We start from the raw sequence: 19,855 nt of genomic DNA on the forward strand, positions 1-19,855 counted from the left end.
CTAAATTTACGATAAGCCGTCAATCTTGCCGTCTGCATCTATCTTCATATTGACAGCAGCTGGCACTTTTGGAAGTCCTGGCATTAGCATGATCTTACCGCAAACTGCGACGATAAAGCCAGCTCCCGTTCTAATGTCAAGGTCTTTTACGCTAAATATAAAGCCCTTTGCTCTACCCAAAAGCTTCGCATCGTCGCTAAATGAATACTGAGTTTTTGCGATACAAACTGGCAAATGACTCAAATTGAGCTCTTTTATCATCTCAATCTTTTTAAGAGCGGCTTCCTCAAAGACCACCTCACCAGCTCCATAAATTTCCTTAGCGACTTTTTCTATTTTAGTTTTCGTATCATCGCTCATCTCGTATGTGAAATTTATCTTACTTGGCTTATCGCACGCTTTTAAAACTAGCTCGGCAAGCTCAATCGCACCTTTGCCACCTTTTAAGAAATTCTCACAAACTGCCACTTCTACGCCAAGCTCACGGCAGTACTCTTTTACGAAATTTATCTCTTCATCAGTGTCAAAGCCAAATTTATTAAGCGCCACAACCACGTTTTGACCAAATTTACCTTTTAAATTTTCGATGTGTCCGCCAAGATTTTCGATACCTTTTTTAAGGGCGTTCATATCTGGTTTTGTTATCTCGTCCTTGTTTGCTTCGCCGTTATATTTTAGCGATCTGATCGTACTTACAAGCACTACAGCACTTGGTTTGATATCAGCAACCCTGCATTTTATATCTAAAAATTTCTCCGCTCCAAGCTCCGAGCCAAAGCCAGCTTCTGTGATGACGTAGTCTGCTAAATTTAGAGCTGTTTTTGTTGCGATGACTGAGTTGCAGCCGTGTGCGATGTTTGCAAATGGACCGCCATGCACAAGCGTAGGTGTGTGCTCTAGTGTTTGAAATAAATTTGGCTTGATCGCATCTTTTAAAAGTATACAAACAGCGTCTTGGCAGCCTAGATCACGCACATAGATAGGCTTTTTATCACTATCATAGGCAACCATGATGTTTGCCACGCGCTCTTTTAGATCAGATAAGCTTGTGGCTAGACAAAGTACAGCCATGATCTCGCTTGCTGCAGTGATGTTAAAGCCATCTTCTCTTGGCACGCCATCCGTTCTGCCACCTTGACCCACAGTGATAAATCTAAGCGCGCGGTCGTTCATATCCATACAGCGCTTCCATAAAATTTTCTCTATTTTTAGTGGGTTTTCTTGATAGAGGCTATTATCTATCATTGCAGAAATCAGGTTATTTGCCGATGTTATCGCGTGAAAATCGCCAGTGAAGTGTAAATTTAGATCCTCCATAGGCGCAAGCTGCGAGTAGCCACCACCTGCTGCTCCACCCTTTATGCCAAAAACTGGTCCAAGAGATGGCTCGCGAAGTGCTAGGCAAACCTTTTTATTAAGTGAATTTAGCGCGTCAGCTAGGCCGATCGACATAGTCGTTTTGCCCTCGCCGTATGGGGTTGGGTTAGTCGCGGTGACTAAGATGAGCTTTGAGTTTGATGGCTCAAGTCTAGGGGAAATTTTAGCCTTAAATTTGCCGTAAAGTTCAAGCTCGTCTTCGCTTAAACCTAGTCTTGCAGCAACTTTACTGATGTGTTCTAGTTTTGTTTGATGAGTTATCTCGATGTCGCTTAGCATTTACCACTCCAAATATGTTTTTGCTTTTTTTATCTCACTGATGTTGATCTCAAAAATTCCCTCTTCGTTTTCTACTGCGATGTTCTCTTCATCCGCTTTTACGAGTCTTCCTGTAAATTTATCAGCCTCGGTTTGAATTTTAACTAGCTCACCGATGCTTGATTTAAAATGAGATGGCTTACTAAGCTTTCTTTCAAGGCCAGGCGAGCTAACTTCAAGGTTATAGTCCCCACTAACTGGTGGTGTCACGTCAAAGATAGGCGAGAGTAGACGGCTCACTTTTTCACAGTCATCTAGGCTAACTCCGCCATTTTTCGTGATATAAACTCTAAAAATAGCCTTACCATTTTCATTTGCGATCTCGCTGTCGTAAAGCTCTACACCGCATTCGCGTACTAGTTTGTCTAAATTATCCATTTTTGTTTAAATCCTTTGAAATTTTATCAAACAACTTATCCATATGGTTTTGATACTCTAATCTATCATCAAATTTAAAGTGAAAATTTGGGCATCTATACCAGCCCTCAGCTGCCATACAGTGGTTTTGCAAATGCCTACAAACTCGCTTTAGATGCCCCAAAATATACTCTTGTTCACGCTCATCAAAAGCCATCTTATCAAGATAAACAAAGGCATCATATCTGCCCTTTTTACACTCGACATCGGTGACGCAAAGCCCTTTTAAAATGCTATCTTCAAGAGTGGCTAGAGCCTCTGGAATGAGCTCTTTTAGCACACTCTCTGTTCTCATACGCTTTATTTCGTTAGCGTTCATAGAGTAGCTTTCTCCTTGACTTCTTTGAAGCTTTCGATATAGTCGTTTTCTCTGATGTCATTGAAATTTTCGATACCAACGCCACACTCGTAGCCTTTAGCGACCTCTTTAACGTCATCCTTGAAGCGTTTGAGCGAACTTACTGAGCCCTCATAAACGACCACACCTTCTCTAATAAGGCGAATTTTTGCGCCTCTGTTTATCGTGCCCTCAGTGACGATACATCCAGCGATAGCACCAACTTTTGGCACATGGATCACTTGACGAACCTGAGCTTGACCAAGCTGCTCTTCTCTGATGATTGGTGACATTAGTCCGCCCAAGATTGCTTTCACGTCGTCAATTAAATTATAAATAACGTTATAAGTTTTAATTTCAACGCCACTCTCTTTTGCCTTTTCTTTTATCTCGCCAGTTGGTCTTATGTTAAAGCCAAGGATTATACAGTCTTCGCTCGCACTAGCAAGTGCTACATCGCTTTGCGTGATGCCGCCAACACCTGAGTGGATGACATTTACCCTGATCTCATCATTTGCTAGTTTTTCTAGACTTGCTTTTAGCGCCTCAAGTGAGCCACCAACGTCAGCTTTAATAATAACTGGAAGCGTCTTTAACTCACCTTCAGCGATCTTAGCACTAAGCTCATCAATACTAACTTTTGTGCTCTTGCTAAGCTCTTTTTGGCGGATATATTCAGCCTTTTTCTGCGCGTATTCACGAGCCTCTTTATCAGTTTTTACGCCTATTAGCGTCTCGCCTGCCTCTGCTATCTCGCTAAGACCTACTATCACACCGCATTCGCCTGGTTTTATATCTTGCAAAGGCTTACCTTGGTCATTAAGCAAGCTTCTTATCTTTCCATATGCAACACCAGCTACGACAGTATCTCCAACATGAAGCGTACCATTTTCAACGATGATAGTAGCTACTGGACCACGACCTTTTTGAAGTGAGCTCTCGATAACAGTTGCTTTTGCGTTTGCCTTTGGATTTGCTTTTAGTTCTAAAAGCTCAGCTTGTAAAAGTACGATCTCAAGTAGATCATCTATACCCATGCCTGTTTTTGCAGAGATTGGCACAAATTCATACTTTCCGCCCCACTCTGTTGGCATGATATCAAGCTCAGCAAGACCAGTCTTTACCAGGTCAGGATTTGCTGACTCTTTATCCATTTTGTTTATCGCGATGATTATTGGTACACCAGCAGCTTTTGCGTGACTAACTGCCTCTTTTGTTTGTGGTTTTACGCCGTCATCTGCTGCAACAACAATGATAACTATATCAGTTACACCAGCACCTCTTGCACGCATAGCAGTAAACGCTTCGTGACCTGGAGTGTCGATAAATGTGATGTTTTTGCCGTTTTTATTGACCATATAAGCACCAACATGCTGAGTGATACCGCCGGCCTCTCCTACTGCTACACGTGATTTTCTTATGTAATCAAGCAATGAAGTTTTACCATGATCAACGTGGCCCATGATGGTTATAACTGGTGCTCTTGGCTGGAGATTTTCATCGTCTTTTATCTCTTCCTCATAGGCTGCTACGTAGTCAAATTCTTTTTGATCGTCGATGATATTAACCTCTACATTAAACTCATCGGCTAAAATTTCTATCGCATCTTCATCCAAAAAGTCATTTTTAGTTGTCATCATACCAAGCATAAATAACTTACCTATGATCTCGCTTGGCTGTTTGTTTAGCTTTTCAGCAAATTCATAAACACGAATTTCTTTTGGAATATTTATAGATGTCACAGCTTCACTGTTTTGTTTATTTTCAGGCTTTTTGTGTTTTTTTCTAGCTCTTCTTTGAATGCCGCCTTCGCCAAATGAATTTATCGTATTGTTGACCGTAGTTCTCATAACATTTGGCTGTTTTGTCTTTTGAGCAGGTGCTGGTGCTGGGGTTTTAAAACTAAAATCAGGAAGAACGACTACATCTTCATCTTCTAGTACAATGTCACCAAAATCACTTCCGCCAAGCAGATCCATCTTCTGAGCGCTATCCTTTTTACTTGCAACAACTACTTTTTTATCTTTTTTCTTTTTCTTAGCTAAATTTTCATCATTTGCTGAAAACATACTTTTAAAATCGCTTATGTTAGCTATGCTTGGCTCAGGCTTTTTCTCTTCTTTTGTAGCAATTGGCGCTTCATAGTCTTTTTTCTTTTTTACTATCACAAGGCCACGTCTTTTTTGAGTCACATCAGCCAAGCTCTCTTTTGGTCTTGGAGCTTCGACTTGTTTTTGCTCTACTTTGATTTCTTCTTTTTTAGGCTCAATTTTTTGTTTTTCTTCTAAAATTTGTGCCTCTTTCTTAGTCTCAGCTTTTACCGACTTTGACTCAGTTTTAGTAGTAGCTTTTTTAGGTTCACTTTTTTGCTTTTCTTCTTTTTTTACTGACTCTTTTTCTATTTCTTTTTTAGGCTCTTTTTTTGGTTTAGGTTCACTCTTTTTCTTTTTAAATTTATCTGGTATCACGCCAGTTTGAACATATTCATATATAGCTTCGGCCTCTTCAAGGCTAACTGCATTTGAGTGAGTTTTGACTTTTAATCCTAGCTCTTGAGCTTTTTCTACTATCTCTTTACTTGGATAGCCAAGCTCGTTTGCGATCTCTGAAATCCTAACATTGCTCATTTAAGAGTATCTCCTTTAACTTCGGTGCATCACAAATAAAAGCACCTTTAGTTTGTTTATCAATTATTTTTTTTAAAATTTTTATATCTTTTTGTATACATTTGTCGCACAGATAAAAGCTACGACCATTTCCTTTGCCATGCTCTAAATTTTTACCTACCAAGCGGTATCTTTTTAGCAAGCTCTGAGAAATTTTAATTTTACAAGCGACACATGTCCTTACAGGATTATTTTTGTTCATTATATCTTTTTAAACTTGTTTTTAGCTTTGCGTAATTTCGTATCCATCGTTATCAAATGAAAAAACCTCAACCCTAAAATCACTAAATTTACTCTTTAAAATATCTTGTAAATTTTTAGCATCATCTTTGTAAGCGATATTTAAAAAGCTTGAGCCTGAGCCTGAAAGCGTACTCATTAAAGCACCATTTTCATAAGCTACTTTTCTAACTTCAAAAAGCTCTTCTAAAGCATGCATTCTACGCTCTTCATGCATCAAATCTTTGCTTGCTATTTTTAAGAGATCATACTTTTTTTCATAAAAACAAGACGTTAAAAAAGCGGCATGAGATAAGTTATTTACACACTCTTTCATCGTATAGTTCTTTGGTAAAATTTGTCTTGACGAGGATGTACTCATTGGCTTATTTGGGATAACAACTACCGCCTTTATCTCGTCGCTTAAACTTATTTTATTTGCGTAAACATTGCCATTTTTTACGATCGCGCTGATAAATCCGCCGTGAACTGCTGGTGAGATATTATCAGGATGGGTTTCGTAGATGATAGCTTTATTCAAAACTGTATCTTTACTTGCCTTAAAACCAGCTATTTCGTATGCTGAAGCAATGGCTCCAACGACAACAGCGGAGCTACTGCCAAGCCCCCTTGAAAATGGGATATTATTTTCAAAAACGACTCTAAAATTTTCATTTTTACCAGTTAGCTCAAAAAAAATTTCATTAAAAATACTTAAGAATATATTATTTCTCTTTAAATTTACACTTCCACTGCCTTCGCCGTTTATCGACACTGAGCTAAATTTTGCTGGCTCGATTTTTACGCTATTAAAAAGCTTCAAACTAAGCCCCAAAGCATCAAAACCAGGGCCCAAATTCGCACTTGTTGCAGGGACTAAGATATTCAAAATTTCTCCTAAACTGCTTGGATGATATAATCTGGAAGTGTATCTGAATTTAGTTTTAATTCATCTAAATTTAAAGGCAACCTAAATCCTACTGGCTCCACTTTTTCAAGTGAAATTTCGCCATCCTTTAAAACGAAGCTCAAATTTTTATTTGCCCTTATAGCTTGGCTGCCATTTAAGCTAAAGCCGCTAACCGCATAAAATTCGCAACCCTTTGCTAAAGAGAAAGTCTTTAAGATGACATAGGCCACCTTTAGCCCCATAAAACTGCCTGGCGTATTTGCATAGATAATTTTTGTGATATTAAATTTAGAGGATAAATTTTCTAAGATTTTTATCAAAGCTTCACTGACATGTTCATCAGTTGTAATTTCATCAAATTTTACGCCGTCTTTATAGACTCCAACCAAGAGCGGAGTCGATAAAGAGACAACTAAAATTTCAATATTTTCTATGCAAATACCTTTTGATACTCTTTTAGAAGTTCACCATTTAGAGTTGAGATCTCGTAGTTTTTCTCATCGGCCATCAAAGCAAGAGTTAATTTGTGATTTAGATCGTGACTTCCAGCAAATGCTGTATAATCGCCCAACAAAGGCGCCCCAAGCAAGCTTAAATCGCCAATCGCATCTAAAATTTTGTGCCTTACAAACTCATTTTCAAATCTCAAACCTTCTGGATTTAGGATATGCGTATCATCGATTGCCACGGCATTATCAAGCGATGCACCAAGAGCTAAATTTTGAGCTTGTAAACGTTGTAAATCTTTCAAAAAGCCAAAAGTTCTAGCACGAGCTATATTTTTTATAAACGAACTTTTACTAAAATCAAAAACATATCTTTGTTCACCAATAACTGGATGATCAAATTTTATCGTATAGTCAAATTTTGGACTTCTTGAAGGTGAAGTTCGTACAAATTTAGAACCCTCAACGACTTCAACTTCGCGCCTAACAAGAATTACTTTTTTGCCAGCATCAAGATATCTTATGCCAGCTTCATCAAGTAGCATACAAAAGCTTATCGCACTGCCATCCATGACAGGAATTTCATTTGCATCAACAGAAATTCTAATATTATCAATACCATAACCATTTATGGCTGACATCAGGTGTTCGATCGTACTAATAAAGCCCTTTTCGTTGCCAACAACGGTTGCCATCTGCGTATTTATAACATTTTTAGGTTCAGCTTTAAAACTAATACCAAGATCTTCGCGGTGCAAAATAATACCAGAATTTGCATCAAGAGGTTCTAGTATAAGTCTTATCGGCTCACCTTTATGAAGCCCTATACCAACGGTCTCAACGCGTCTTGCGATAGTAGTTTGTTTCAAGAATTTTCCTTATATTTTTAATCCGCTTATGATAGCACTAAAAAATCAATTTTTCAAATTTTTAGTTCTTGTCTATCATTGCTTTTGCAGCATCTAAGACACTTGTGATATTGTCTTTTATCCACTTTTTATCCATCCATTGTTGAGGTCTTACCTCTTCACCTTGGACTAAAATTCCAAAGTGAAGGTGATCTCCAAGCGCAAGACCACTAGTTCCAGTAGTACCTATCTGATCGCCAGCTGCCACCATATCGCCCTCTTTTACTCTAGTGCTTGAGCAGTGTCCATAAAGCGAATAAAGCCCAAATCCATGATCTATCACAATATTTAATCCATAAATTCCATTTTCAGATGCAAGTACGACACGGCCGGCATTACTAGCTATTATAGGAGCCGCTGCCACACTTGCAAAGTCTATTCCCATATGCCAAGATTCGCTTACTTGCTCGTTATTATATGTATAGTATCGGTGATCGGCGAAGTCAGCCACTTTTTTACCATTTCTTAGTGGGTAAAATGGTGTCACACTAAAGCTAGTTAACATCTCATCACCAGGATTTGTAGTAAGTGCTGTTATTTTTTCTTCGTTTGAATTTCTAAGCGTTTCATTGACAAATCTCATCTTTTCAAGTCTTGAAAGTGCGCTTGGATCTTTTGCATATTGATCAGTTAAATCAACTATCTTACCATCTAAAAATCTATCATTTAATGCAATAGTTGAAGTTTTATACTTTACATTTTCGTAAAAATATCTAACATGTGACTTGCTTTCGTTGCCTGCAAAGTCTCTTGCAATGACCTCAGCACTAAAATTTTCAACCTGAACTGGCCAAGCAACGAGTGCTGCATAAAAGCCCTCTTTATAAAATGGGACAGCCTTAAATTTCTTACCAAAATTTGTCTGCACATAGACCTCTTTTAGCTGGTTATCAGTCGCTCTAAAGACCACAACCGCACTACCACCTTTTGAGATAGAATAAGACTGCGAAAGCACGTAAAGATCAGGCTTTGAAGTATCAAGCACCACTTCAACCTTTTTACTAGCTTTGTTGCCAGTAAAAAAGCTCCATTTACTAGTATCTACAGCTTCAATATTCATCTCATAAGTATCTTTTTGAGCAAAAAAGCCAGTCTTTGGAAAGGTTAAATTTACATCAAGCTCGGTACTTGGATTTTGTATGATTTGATTTAATAAATTTAGATCATTTTTCCCATCATTCATACTAATTCGTACAAATTTTATACCGCTATCGTCTTTAAATTTGATATTCATTGGGGTTCTAAGATTCCAATAAACCTTATCAGCAACACCGATTATTGGTTCATTTCGCTCAAAATCTTTTGACATCAAAGCATAGCCAAAACCACCGGCTAAAATTAAAATTAGCAAAAGCACAACAATACCAAAACCACCAATTCCACGTCTATACATATATTTTTACCTTAAATTTAATTTGCAAAATTTTACACGTAAATCAATAAATTTTTAGTTAATTACAAAATTTCTCTTACAGCCCTAGCGTCGCTCATCCAGGCAAAAAGTTCGTCCCAGCGTTCATCTTTGATGAGATCTTTGCACAAATTTAGCTCTTTTTCAAACATATTTATAGCTTCAACAACATTATTTTTATTCTGCTTAAAGATATCGCTCCACATAAAAGGCGAACTCTTTGCAACACGTATCATGCCCTTAAATGTAGGTCCACCTAGTGCTACAATATGCCTTTTATCCTCTTCTTTTAATATCCCACTAGCAAGCGAAAATGCAATCGCATGAGGCAAATGCGAAATAAGACCCACGTGATGATCATGTTCTTTCGCACTCATAAAAATAATCTTCATGCCAAGGCAAGAAAATAACTCCACGCTTCTTTTTACATGTTTTTCTGCGCTTTCTGCAAAGTCACAAACGATAACAGTTGCTCCTGTGTAAAGTGATTTAAAGGCAGCCTCTGGACCAGAATACTCAGTACCTGCCATCGGGTGAGCTGGGATGAAATTTTTACGAATTTTTTCTGGTACTGCCTCGATGATCTTTTGTTTAGTTGAGCCAAAATCAATAATAGTTGTATCTTCGCTGATATCAGTTAAATTTTGCACGATGCTCACGATAGCCTCGACTGGTACAGCCAAAAAGATGATGTCACACTTCTTTTTCATCTCGTCAATGCTTAAAATTTCATGCACCAAGCCAAGCTCTAAGGCCTTTTTGCTATGATTTTCATCTTTGTCGTATCCGCTAACACAAGAGATTAATTTTTCATCTTTTAATGCTAGCCCAAGTGAGCCGCCCATAAGACCAAGTCCGATGATACCTATTTTCATAAAAAAACCTTCAAAATTATAAAATTTAAATTTATTAAAAATAAAATATGATATTATACGCACTTATACTAAAACTCTAGGTTAAATTTAATGAAAAAGAAATTATTTTTATTAGCATTAGCTTTCAGTGGACTAAGCGCACAAACAATCCAGTCAATAAATTTTAAAGGCCTAATTCACCTTTCGCCTGAAGTAGCAAGCCAAATAATGGGCCTAAAAGTCGGTCAGGATTTGACTCCAAAGCTTAGCGATAAGGCGATCACAAATTTATACAAACAAAATTATTTCGACGATATCTACATAGAAGATACAGGCAATGGCAATCTTTTAGTAGCTGTAAAAGAGAAGCCAAGTGTTGCGAGAGTCGATCTAAAAGGCGTCGTAACAAATGATAAAACTGCGATCGAGTCGCTAATCAACATCAAACCAGGCAATATGTATGATGAGCTTACAATAGAAAAAACTAAAGAGAGAATTCGTCAGTATTATGAGTCAAAGGGTTATTTTGATACCGTTGTAGACGTAGAAAAACAACCAGTTGCAGATAACGACAGCTCACTTTTTATAACACTTAACATAAACCGTGGCGAAAATATGATAATCAAAAATGTAAATTTAGTCGGTGCAAAAGAGTTTGATTATGACGACATTGAGCCAGTAGTTGCAAATAAAAGTAGAGAATTTATGGGCTGGCTTTGGGGCAGAAATGATGGTAAAGTTAAACTTTTTGAGCTTGAAAATGATCCGGCAAGAATACAAGACAAATATTTCCAAAAAGGCTATTTAGACGCGACTATTTCGTCACCTTATTTAAATTCATCGTTTGATAATTACACGGCTGATCTCACTTATTATGTTCATGAAGGTGAGCCTTATAAGGTTTCAAATGTAAGCATTACGGCACCTGAAGAGCTAGAGCTTGATACTGAAAAGATCATAGATGACTTTAGGCTTGAGGCTGGCGATACGATGAACTCAGCAAGACTTCGCCAAGATATGAAAAAGCTCGATGATATGGTTGCTGATAAAGGTTATGCATTTGTAAAAGTCTATCCAAAAACTGATAAATTTGATGAAAATAAAACTGTCGATATTGATTATGAAGTAGATCCTGGCGAAAAAGTATATATAAGAAATGTTCAAATTTCAGGAAACGATAGGACTGTTGACCGCGTTGTAAGACGCGAACTTTATCTAACTGAAGGAAATTTATATAGCAGAACCGACCTTCAAGACTCAAAAGATGCATTAAAAAGAACAAGCTACTTTGACGATGTTGAGATAGAAGAAGATCCAGTTGATAAAAATACTGTCGATCTAAAAGTAAAAGTAAAAGAGGCTTCGACTGGCTCAATAAGCGGCGGTATCGGATACGGCAGTAGTGACGGACTATTATTAAATGCAGCACTTTCTGACACAAATATCTTTGGCTCTGGCCTTCAAGGACAAGTAAGCGTAGATAAGAGCGACAGAGAGCTTTCAGGCCAGATAAGTCTTACAAACCCAAGAATTTTTGACTCAGAGTATAGCCTTGGTGGAACACTTTACGCAAATGACTATGACTGGAGAACATATAAAGAGAGAAGCTATGGCTTTAGCACAACACTAGGTAGAAAACTAACTAGAAATTTAAGTGCATCACTTACTTACAACATTGAGCAAAGCAAAATTACTTTAAAAGATGATGAACTAAGAGATATCAACACAAAAACTAAAAAAGAAATTTATAGAGAAGGTAAAGCTATAAAAAGCGCTATAACTCCGGCTTTAACATATAATAGCACCGATGATTATTACTTGCCAAGACGTGGCATCATAGCTAGTACATCATTTGAGATAGCTGGACTTGGTGGCGATATAGACTTTATCAAAAATCGCACAAATTTTAACTACTACCTAGGTCTTAGAGAGTACATCGACTACGATCTTATCTTAAGATACAAAGCAAGCTTTGGCAAAATTTGGGAAAGAGGATATACTCCGATCAACGAAAGACTTTACCTTGGTGGTATAAGAAGTTTACGTGGTTACGAGAGCAGAACCGTATCTCCAAAGGTAAAATATAATGGCGACTACTACGAATATGGCGGCGAAACTTCGTTTAATAATTCAGCTGAAATAAGCTTCCCTATAATAGATCGTGTCAAAATGCGTGGTGTTGTATTTTACGACTATGGTATGATCGGTGAAAATAGTCTAAACGAGATAAAAAGATCATCAGTTGGTACAGGTATCGAGTGGATAACACCTATCGGACCACTTCAACTAATCTTCGCAAAAGCTCTTAAACCTAAAGAGGGCGATGATACAAATACATTTGAATTTACTATCGGAAGACGCTTCTAATAAAATACTTTTAAGGGGCTAGCTTGCCCCTTTAAACCTCCACAAATAAACAAACTTTAAGTCATATAAGAAAAAGCAAGGCTAACATTAGATATAATCCCACAATTTTTAATATAAGTGGGTAAAAAGATGAATTTCTCAGACATTTTTTCAAAGATAAGAAAAGCTCAACCTCGTCCAGAAGAAGCACCTACACACTGGGTAAAATGCGACAACTGTCACTCACTGATGTACTACAAAGAAGTTGAAGCTTGTTTTAATGTATGCCCTAAATGCGGTTATCATATGAGACTAAAAGCTACTGATCGCATAAATTTGATCTGTGATGAAGATAGCTTTGTAGAATTTGACGCAAATTTAAAACCGGTAGATCCATTAAATTTTGTTGATAAAAAATCATACAAAAAAAGAATCACAGAAAATAAAGAAAAAACAGGACACACAAGCTCAGTGATATGTGGCGAAGGTAAATGCGACGGACAAGAGATCCAGCTAGTTGTTTTTGACTTTGGCTTCATGGGTGGTTCGCTAGCTTCAGTTGAGGGTGAAAAGATCGTAAGAGCGATAAAACGAGCAATAGAAAAACGCCAAGCTTTAGTCATAGTGAGTGCTTCAGGTGGAGCTAGAATGCAAGAGAGCACATTCTCTTTGATGCAAATGTCAAAGACATCAGCTGCTTTAAAACTACTTGATGAAGCGAAACTACCTTACATCTCAATACTTACTGATCCGACAATGGGTGGTGTTAGCGCCTCTTTTGCTTCGCTTGGAGATCTAATAATCGCTGAACCTGGCGCTTTAATAGGCTTTGCCGGTCAAAGGGTCATCAAACAAACCATTGGTGCTGACCTTCCAGAGGGATTTCAAAGAGCCGAGTTTTTATTAGAACATGGCTTAATCGATGCTATTGTGCCAAGAAGCGAACATAAAAAATATATAAGCGATATGGTTAAATTTCTCACAAATAATAAGACAATACATCAAAAAGATAACCAAGATGAGAGTGGAAACAACTTTGAACTAAAGCTAAAAACCAAAGGCTAAATTTGGAAATTTCAGTTTTTAGCATTCAAAAATCATCACGTGACAACTTTGAAAACGAGATACAAGAATATATAAAAATGAGTGCAAAATTTGCCAAGATAAACGATAAAGTCTTTTTCAATGAAAAAATAGCAAAAGCTCAAAGTACTGGAAAAAGCGAAGCATTAAGAGCTTATGATGAAATTTATGAGCCAAATTTAAAAGGCTTTTGCGTAATGCTTGATGAAAATGGCTTGCAACTTGACAGCCAAGAATTCGCACAAATTTTAAACTCAAATTCACAAATTAACTTTTTCATAGGTGGAGCTTATGGCCTTAGCCAAAATTTAAAGAATAAAGCGCAAAAAATTGTAAGCTTAAGCAAGATGACGATGGCACATAAGGTTGCCAAGCTTGTACTTTTTGAGCAAATTTTTAGAGCACTTTGCATAAATGCAAACCACCCATATCACAAATAAAGGAATATAAATGACACAAACTGAGCTAAATTTTTTTAAAAAATTACTTGAAGAAAGAAAATTACAGATCAAAAAAAATATCTATGATTCATCTGTTGAAGTAAATGGCTTAAGAGATAGTGGTGTAAGCGATGAGTTTGATATAGCCTCGGTAAATACAGACCAGCTAATAGAGCATTCCATCTCGACGCAACAAAGAGCGGAGCTATCAGAAATAGATGAAGCACTAGAGAAGATAGCAAACAAAACTTATGGAATTTGTGATATGTGTGAAGAGGAGATCAGTATACCGCGACTAAAGGTAAAACCGCATGCAAAATACTGCATAACTTGCCGTGAAATAATCGAAAAAACAGCAAAAAACTAAGGAGAAAATATGAAAACTAGAAAATTTCTCGTCTATTGCATAATCTATATAGTAGTTGTTGCAGGACTTGCTTATTCTCTTAATAGTTCTGATTACACATTTGAGCTTTTAGGCCAAACTATAACTTTGCCAATTGCTATTTGGGTCGCTCTTCCAGTAGCTGTTTTAGCACTTCTTGCTCTACTTCATATCGCTTATCATGGATATGCTTTTTATAGATATAAAAAATGGATCAAAAAAGATAGCCAGCTTTATAAAGATTTAGCCAAAGAGACACTTCTTGGCTTTGAGAGCAACAAAGACTTTAAAACCGATACTTACAAGATCGCCTCACAGCTTACTCGTTCTATCTCACCAGTAGGCGAGCTTAAAGATGTCGGTGTAGATGATGCCGAGATAAACAATATCTTACAAACTATAAAAAGTATAAAAAATAAAGAGATTGTCGATCTAAAGAAATTTAGACTAGCAAAAGATAGCAAGTTAAATATCCTAAATGAGCTAAATAAAATCGAGCAACTACCTACTTACTATCTTGACATACTTAAAAATCAAGATCAAAACGAGAGCCTTAAAAAAGCCGCATTTGATAAACTCATAAAAGTAGCTTCTTTTAGCGAGATCAAAAGATTAAATTTTGAACTAGCGAGTGAAGATATAATGCTTATTATTACCCGCTTTGTAAATGACGAGATCGATCTAAGCAGTGATGAAATTTTTGATCTTTTAAACAACGCAAAAGTGACAAAAGCACAATACGACAAAGTAGCTATAATGCTTAAAAATAAGCTAAAACCAGATGCATTTATCGGCATCTTTGAGAAGCTAAAAAGCATCCATGCTGACGCTGATGAGGCTTACGTATATGCGCTATTTGAGCTTCAGATGCTTGATAAAGTAAGAGAGGCTATCGAAGGTAGCGACCCAGATGAGTTTAAAGAGATAAAGGTCTTGCTGTTTTTACGAGATAACGGCAAAATGGTGCCTAGCTCACTATTTTTTAAATGATAGACTTTAGCAAAAAGCCACTTTTCTTAGCACCTCTTGCTGGCTTTTCTGACTTGCCACTAAGAAGCGTAGTTAAAAAATTTGGCTGTGATGTCACTGTTAGCGAAATGATCAGCGCAAACGCCTTGGTCTATGAGAGCAGTGAAAAAACGTTTGAAATGATTAAAAAATCCTCAAACGAAGAGCCTTATATCGTTCAAATAGCTGGTAATGACACAGAAAATATAAAAAAAGCTGTGCAAATCATCAATAAATTTGATGGAATTTATGGGCTCGATCTAAACTGCGGCTGCCCCGTACCAAAGGTCGTTAGACAAGGAGCGGGTTCTGCTTTACTAAACGATCTTAACAAACTTCAAAATATAATCTCAGCCATAAAAAGCGTCTCAAACAAAGAGAGCCTAAGTGTTAAATTTAGACTTGGCTTTAACGATAAAAATGAAGAAAAGATAGCAAAAGCCTGCGAAGAAGCCGGCGCAGACTACATCGCAGTGCATGGGCGTACAAGAGCTGGCGGATACAGTGCAAAGGTTGATTACGAAGCGATCGCTAGAGTAAAGGCTAGTGTAAAAATTCCAGTCGTCGCAAATGGCGATATAAATGCACAAAATGCAGATGAAATTTTAAACCTTACAAAGTGTGACGCCCTAATGATCGGCAGAGCAAGCATAGGTAGCCCTTGGATATTTCACGAGATAAAGGCCAAAACTAGCGTAGATAAGGCGTTAAAGCAAAAGATCATACTAGCCCACTTTGATGCGATGATCGAGCATTACGGCGAGCATGGGCTTTGCATATTTAGAAAGCATTTGCATCAGTACAGCAGGGGCATCGACGGTGCAACAACCTTTAGAAACGATATAAATTTCATCAAAGACACGACAGCGATGAGAGAGCGCATAAGGGAGTTTTTTGCCTAGATGCAAGGCTACATCCTGCGTGTGCAAAAGGTCAGAGACGAGGACCTTTTAGTCTTTGTGCTAACGACAAATTTGCTCGTAAAGTCGTATAGATTTTTTGGCGCACGCCACTCAAATATCATGACTGGCTATAAGATCGACTTTGAGCTAGAGCAAGAGGCGAAATTTCTACCAAAGCTTAGAAGCATACTTCACCTTGGCTTTAAGTGGCTACTAGAGCGCGATAAGCTCATCATTTGGCAGCAGTTCATGCGCCTACTTTATGATCATCTAAAAGAGGTCGAGCAGCTCGATGAAATTTACTTTAACGAGCTTGATCGCTGCGCCAAGCAGATGCAGCTACAAAATCCAAAACGCCTTATCATCGAAAGCTACGTTAAAATTTTAGAGTATGAAGGTAGGCTTCACAGCGAGCTTGAGTGCTTTATCTGTGATGAGGAGATAGAGAGCGAGCTTTGCCTAACTCGTGGCTTTTTGCCCTCTCACAAGCACTGCCTAGATAGGAGCGAATTTGACGCTAGCAAGATCAAAAATTTGTTTGATACAAAAAGCACGATCGAGCTAAATGACGATGAGATAAACCGCCTTTATAAAATTTTACTTGACGGACTTTAAGCTATACTTGCTATCTTAAATATCTATCATCTTATTCTTTAAAGTATATGACTATTTTTTAACTTCAAATTTCCAAATTATAAAATTACAACCAAAGAGTAAAAAATTTTTAAAAAGAAGATTAAAAATTGCTGTTTTTTATTTATTTTGATACGAGCTAATTAAAATAGAGATATTTATAGCTTGCTTCTTGGGATTAGTCCCAAAAAGCAAGTAAAATTTTACTCTTCACTACTGCTATTGAGAGCAAAAAAAGTATCAGTATGGATATTTTCAAATGCTGCTTTTAGCGAAGTAAAAAGCTTTGGATTTTCTTTTTCTAAAGTTGCTAAAAGCTTTTTGGTTTCATATCTAGCATGCGGCATCTTTACGTCAAATCTCATTGCAGGGCATGCTTCATCGCCAATGACTCTTAATTCATTTTTGATAGCATTTTCGCGAAGCTGTCTCTCGCGAACGAAGATAAACGGTCTAATAACTGTGATGCCATTTTTTGCAGTATATTTTGGAGCAAGCGTCCTTAGTGCACCATTATAGGTAAAATTCATAAAAAAGCTCTCCGCTGCATCATCTAAATGATGAGCAATCGCGAGCTTATTAAAACCATGCTTTAAGGCGTAAGTATAAAGATAACCTCTTCTCATACGAGAAAAGAAACTACAAAAACTGGAATTCTTACGGATTTTCTCTTTTGAAATTTCAAAAATTGAGCTATCTATCACTTCATGCTCTATTCCGTGCTCATTGCAATGCTTCGTAAGATAAGCGTAGTCCTCACCCATGCCGTAGCTTAGTGTTACTGCTTTAAACTCAAATTTCTCAGGTGTAACGTTTTGGATATGCTTTAGTACGTGAGCTAGTGCGAGGCTATCTTTACCACCGCTAAGACCAAGCAAGATCTTATCTCCGCCCTCTATCATCTTGTATCTGGCATTTGTCTGACCAACTTGCCTAAGAAGCCTTTTGCTAAGCTCTATCATAAATTTTCTACCATTTCAAGTATAAATTTTGCACTAACATTTGCTGAATCTTGCAAAAATTTATCAAAGTCAAACTCTGCTGCATCACCAGCCCCATCGCTGATAGCTCTTAGTATAAAAAATGGCACACCAAGTGTTTCGCAAACTAGTGCAACGCTAGCACCTTCCATCTCGGTAGCGCTCGCATTAAATATCTTTTTAATCCAAGCTTTCTTTTCATTATCGCAGATAAACTGATCTCCAGTCGCAATAATACCAGCGCTTAAGCCCATATCTTTTTTATCAGCTATCTTTTTTGCCAGTTCATTTAGCCCTACATTACTTTTGACAAAGATACTTGTGCCTGGCACATAGCCATAAGGATGGCCAAAAGCCGTGATATCAAGATCATGTTGCACCAAGCTAGTAGCATAAAGCATATCACCTATTTTTAAACTCTCATCAAGTGAGCCAGCTACGCCAGTAAAGAGCAATTTTGAGGCCTTAAATTTTTCTACCATTAAAGTTGCCGTTATGGCTGCATTTACTTTACCTATCTTTGAATAGGCAATGACTAGCTCTTTTCCCTTATAGTTTGCTAAGTAAAATTTATTATTTGCATATTGAACAGTTTTATATTCACCAACCATTTCAAGGATCGGTATTATCTCCTCTTGCATAGCTCCAAGTATCGCTATCATCTCTCCTCCAAAATTTTCACAACTTCTTCAAGACTTGCCATATCAGTAATACTATAAGTTGGCTTTTCAGTAATTTTTTTATTGATGCCCTTTAACGTCGCAGCACCAAGCTCGATAAAACAATCAACATCATTTTCATAGTTTTTAATGCTCTGTTTATAGCAAACTGGTTTTATTAGCTGCTCTTTTAGTAGGACTAGTGCTTCGCTTTTATCAGTATAAATTTTAGCATTTACATTTGAGACAACTGGAGAAAAATTGGTAGCCAAAGTACTCTCAAGCTCACTTGCTAGTCTAACACTAGCTGGCTCAAGTATCGGACAATGGCTTGCTACTGACATATTTAAAAGCATTACTCTTTTTGCGCCAGCTTCTTTAAATTTTGCTTCATAACTAGCAAGATCGGCTCTTACGCCAGCGACAACGATTTGTCCATCGCAGTTGTAGTTTGCAGCATAAATTTGTAAACCTTCTTCTCTTGCTTTTTTACAAATTTCTTCAACCACTTCATCACTAAGTCCAAGAACTACCATCATGCCAGCATCTTTGCCAACGCAGGCTTCTTGCATAAATTTACCACGCAAATTTACAAGCCTAATCGCATCAATAAAATTAAATGCTCCACTAACTGCAAGAGCAGTAAATTCTCCAAGTGAGTGCCCAAGGCTAAATTCTGGTTTATCTTTAATAAAATTTGAAAAAGCCAAATAAGTCATTAGTGAGTTTAAAACGATAGCTGGCTGAGTAAATTCTGTTTTATCCAACTTATCGTTTTGTGTAAATAAAAGCTCTTTGTAATCAATGCCAGTGTCATTACAAGCATCATTTAAAAGTAATTTAGCAGTAGAAAAATTTTCGTAAAAGTCTTTTCCCATACCAATACTTTGCGAGCCTTGGCCCGCAAAAACAAAAGCAAATTTTTTCATTTTAGCTTCTTAGTGATGGTGATGTCCGTGCCCACCGCAACCGCAACCGCCATCCTCATGTCCGTGTCCATGACCTCCGCAGCACTCATGTTCATGCTCATGATCGTGACCACCGCAACCGCAAGTATGAGCCCCAGCTACCATGCCTGTTGCTTTTTCATCTTCTGTCGCATCTCTAACTTCTAAAACTTCAACATTAAATAGTAAATCTTTACCAGCATATGGGTGATTAAAATCAACTGTTACTTCGTCATCTTTGATCTCTTTAACAATAACACGAACGCTTGAGCCATCCTCATTTTGACCAAAAAGTTCCATTCCTTCATGTAAATCTATACCAGCAAACTGCTCTTTTGGTAACGACTGAATGGCTTCGTTATTATATTCACCACAACCCTCTGCTGCCTTTACGCTTATAGTTGCTCTTTCGCCTGATTTTAATTTGCTTACTTCTTCTTCAAGCTTTTCTATAATATGGCCATGCCCTGTTATAAACGAAATTTGGCCACCTTCTTGCATGTTTGACTCTAAAATTTCACCAGTATTAGCATCTTTTAGTTCGTAAAACATAGTTATAACTTGATCTTTACTCACAATAATCTCCTTAGATTTGGTTTTTTGATTAAT

General features: G+C 37.4%; 20 protein-coding genes. 7 read left to right on the forward strand and 13 right to left on the reverse strand.

The annotated features are described in order from the left end of the window. Window positions 1–6 precede the first annotated feature (6 nt). The 9 genes from CVT05_RS05775 to CVT05_RS05820 all read right to left on the reverse strand — a co-directional run bounded on the left by CVT05_RS05775 (window position 7) and on the right by CVT05_RS05820 (window position 9,884). Entirely contained in the window at window positions 7–1,656 is a 1,650-nt protein-coding gene (locus CVT05_RS05775) for a formate--tetrahydrofolate ligase (RefSeq protein ID WP_107698133.1), read from the reverse strand. Next, the gene (gene rimP / locus CVT05_RS05780; RefSeq protein ID WP_107698134.1) at window positions 1,657–2,073 is read right to left on the reverse strand and encodes a ribosome maturation factor RimP; all 417 of its coding nucleotides are present in this window, start codon (window positions 2,071–2,073) and stop codon (window positions 1,657–1,659) included. After that, a complete protein-coding gene (rbfA, locus tag CVT05_RS05785; protein ID WP_021090755.1) occupies window positions 2,066–2,431 on the reverse strand; it encodes a 30S ribosome-binding factor RbfA in 366 nt (121 codons plus the stop codon). The genes rimP and rbfA overlap by 8 nt, the downstream gene beginning before the upstream one ends. Then, complete coding sequence (gene infB, locus CVT05_RS05790; RefSeq protein ID WP_107698135.1) at window positions 2,428–5,076, reverse strand: translation initiation factor IF-2; 2,649 nt, start codon at window positions 5,074–5,076, stop codon at window positions 2,428–2,430. Before infB ends, rbfA begins: the two co-directional genes overlap by 4 nt. Window positions 5,077–5,338: 262 nt before the next feature. Further along, window positions 5,339–6,223: a homoserine kinase gene (thrB, locus tag CVT05_RS05800; RefSeq protein WP_107698136.1), complete on the reverse strand. Its 885-nt coding sequence runs from the start codon at window positions 6,221–6,223 to the stop codon at window positions 5,339–5,341. A gap of 8 nt (window positions 6,224–6,231) precedes the next feature. After that, a complete protein-coding gene (locus CVT05_RS05805; protein ID WP_107698137.1) occupies window positions 6,232–6,633 on the reverse strand; it encodes a glycoprotease in 402 nt (133 codons plus the stop codon). Between the two features lie 41 nt (window positions 6,634–6,674). Further along, window positions 6,675–7,559, reverse strand: coding sequence for a UDP-3-O-acyl-N-acetylglucosamine deacetylase (gene lpxC / locus CVT05_RS05810; RefSeq protein ID WP_107698138.1), 885 nt, complete (start codon window positions 7,557–7,559; stop codon window positions 6,675–6,677). A 61-nt stretch (window positions 7,560–7,620) separates the two neighbouring features. After that, window positions 7,621–8,991: a M23 family metallopeptidase gene (locus CVT05_RS05815; RefSeq protein WP_107698139.1), complete on the reverse strand. Its 1,371-nt coding sequence runs from the start codon at window positions 8,989–8,991 to the stop codon at window positions 7,621–7,623. 62 nt (window positions 8,992–9,053) lie between these two features. After that, a complete protein-coding gene (locus CVT05_RS05820; RefSeq protein WP_084108777.1) occupies window positions 9,054–9,884 on the reverse strand; it encodes a prephenate dehydrogenase in 831 nt (276 codons plus the stop codon). A 90-nt stretch (window positions 9,885–9,974) separates the two neighbouring features. On the opposite strand from CVT05_RS05820, the gene bamA reads away from it, so the two are divergent. The 7 genes from bamA (at window position 9,975) to recO (ending at window position 16,642) form a co-directional block, all read left to right on the forward strand. Further along, entirely contained in the window at window positions 9,975–12,230 is a 2,256-nt protein-coding gene (bamA, locus tag CVT05_RS05825; RefSeq protein ID WP_107698140.1) for an outer membrane protein assembly factor BamA, read from the forward strand. 129 nt (window positions 12,231–12,359) lie between these two features. Beyond that, a complete protein-coding gene (gene accD, locus CVT05_RS05830; protein ID WP_107698186.1) occupies window positions 12,360–13,274 on the forward strand; it encodes an acetyl-CoA carboxylase, carboxyltransferase subunit beta in 915 nt (304 codons plus the stop codon). Window positions 13,275–13,276: 2 nt separating this feature from the next. Then, window positions 13,277–13,732: a 23S rRNA (pseudouridine(1915)-N(3))-methyltransferase RlmH gene (locus CVT05_RS05835; RefSeq protein WP_084041273.1), complete on the forward strand. Its 456-nt coding sequence runs from the start codon at window positions 13,277–13,279 to the stop codon at window positions 13,730–13,732. Window positions 13,733–13,742: 10 nt separating this feature from the next. Next, complete coding sequence (dksA, locus tag CVT05_RS05840) at window positions 13,743–14,099, forward strand: RNA polymerase-binding protein DksA (RefSeq protein ID WP_035167251.1); 357 nt, start codon at window positions 13,743–13,745, stop codon at window positions 14,097–14,099. 9 nt (window positions 14,100–14,108) lie between these two features. Beyond that, window positions 14,109–15,107, forward strand: coding sequence for a uroporphyrinogen III synthase HEM4 (locus tag CVT05_RS05845; protein WP_103576900.1), 999 nt, complete (start codon window positions 14,109–14,111; stop codon window positions 15,105–15,107). After that, a complete protein-coding gene (locus tag CVT05_RS05850; RefSeq protein ID WP_107698141.1) occupies window positions 15,104–16,027 on the forward strand; it encodes a tRNA dihydrouridine synthase in 924 nt (307 codons plus the stop codon). Before CVT05_RS05845 ends, CVT05_RS05850 begins: the two co-directional genes overlap by 4 nt. Then, window positions 16,028–16,642 carry a recombination protein RecO gene (recO, locus tag CVT05_RS05855; protein ID WP_107698142.1) on the forward strand — a complete coding sequence of 205 codons (615 nt, stop codon included), beginning with the start codon at window positions 16,028–16,030 and terminating at the stop codon, window positions 16,640–16,642. It begins immediately after the preceding gene. A gap of 221 nt (window positions 16,643–16,863) precedes the next feature. Here recO and CVT05_RS05860 read toward each other — a convergent pair whose 3' ends face one another. Genes CVT05_RS05860 through CVT05_RS05875 form a run of 4 tightly spaced genes read right to left on the reverse strand, consistent with a single transcriptional unit; the run spans window position 16,864 to window position 19,828 of the window. After that, the gene (locus CVT05_RS05860; protein ID WP_085657709.1) at window positions 16,864–17,622 is read right to left on the reverse strand and encodes a tRNA 2-thiocytidine biosynthesis TtcA family protein; all 759 of its coding nucleotides are present in this window, start codon (window positions 17,620–17,622) and stop codon (window positions 16,864–16,866) included. Further along, the gene (locus tag CVT05_RS05865; RefSeq protein ID WP_107698143.1) at window positions 17,619–18,302 is read right to left on the reverse strand and encodes a 5'-methylthioadenosine/adenosylhomocysteine nucleosidase; all 684 of its coding nucleotides are present in this window, start codon (window positions 18,300–18,302) and stop codon (window positions 17,619–17,621) included. The genes CVT05_RS05860 and CVT05_RS05865 overlap by 4 nt, the downstream gene beginning before the upstream one ends. After that, the gene (gene fabD, locus CVT05_RS05870; protein WP_107698144.1) at window positions 18,299–19,228 is read right to left on the reverse strand and encodes an ACP S-malonyltransferase; all 930 of its coding nucleotides are present in this window, start codon (window positions 19,226–19,228) and stop codon (window positions 18,299–18,301) included. Before fabD ends, CVT05_RS05865 begins: the two co-directional genes overlap by 4 nt. Window positions 19,229–19,237: 9 nt before the next feature. Next, window positions 19,238–19,828, reverse strand: a complete 591-nt coding sequence (locus tag CVT05_RS05875; RefSeq protein ID WP_223155480.1) for an FKBP-type peptidyl-prolyl cis-trans isomerase — start codon at window positions 19,826–19,828, stop codon at window positions 19,238–19,240. Between the last annotated feature and the right edge of the window lie 27 nt (window positions 19,829–19,855).

The organism is Campylobacter concisus (assembly GCF_003049705.1).
GTDB lineage: Bacteria > Campylobacterota > Campylobacteria > Campylobacterales > Campylobacteraceae > Campylobacter_A > Campylobacter_A concisus_AR.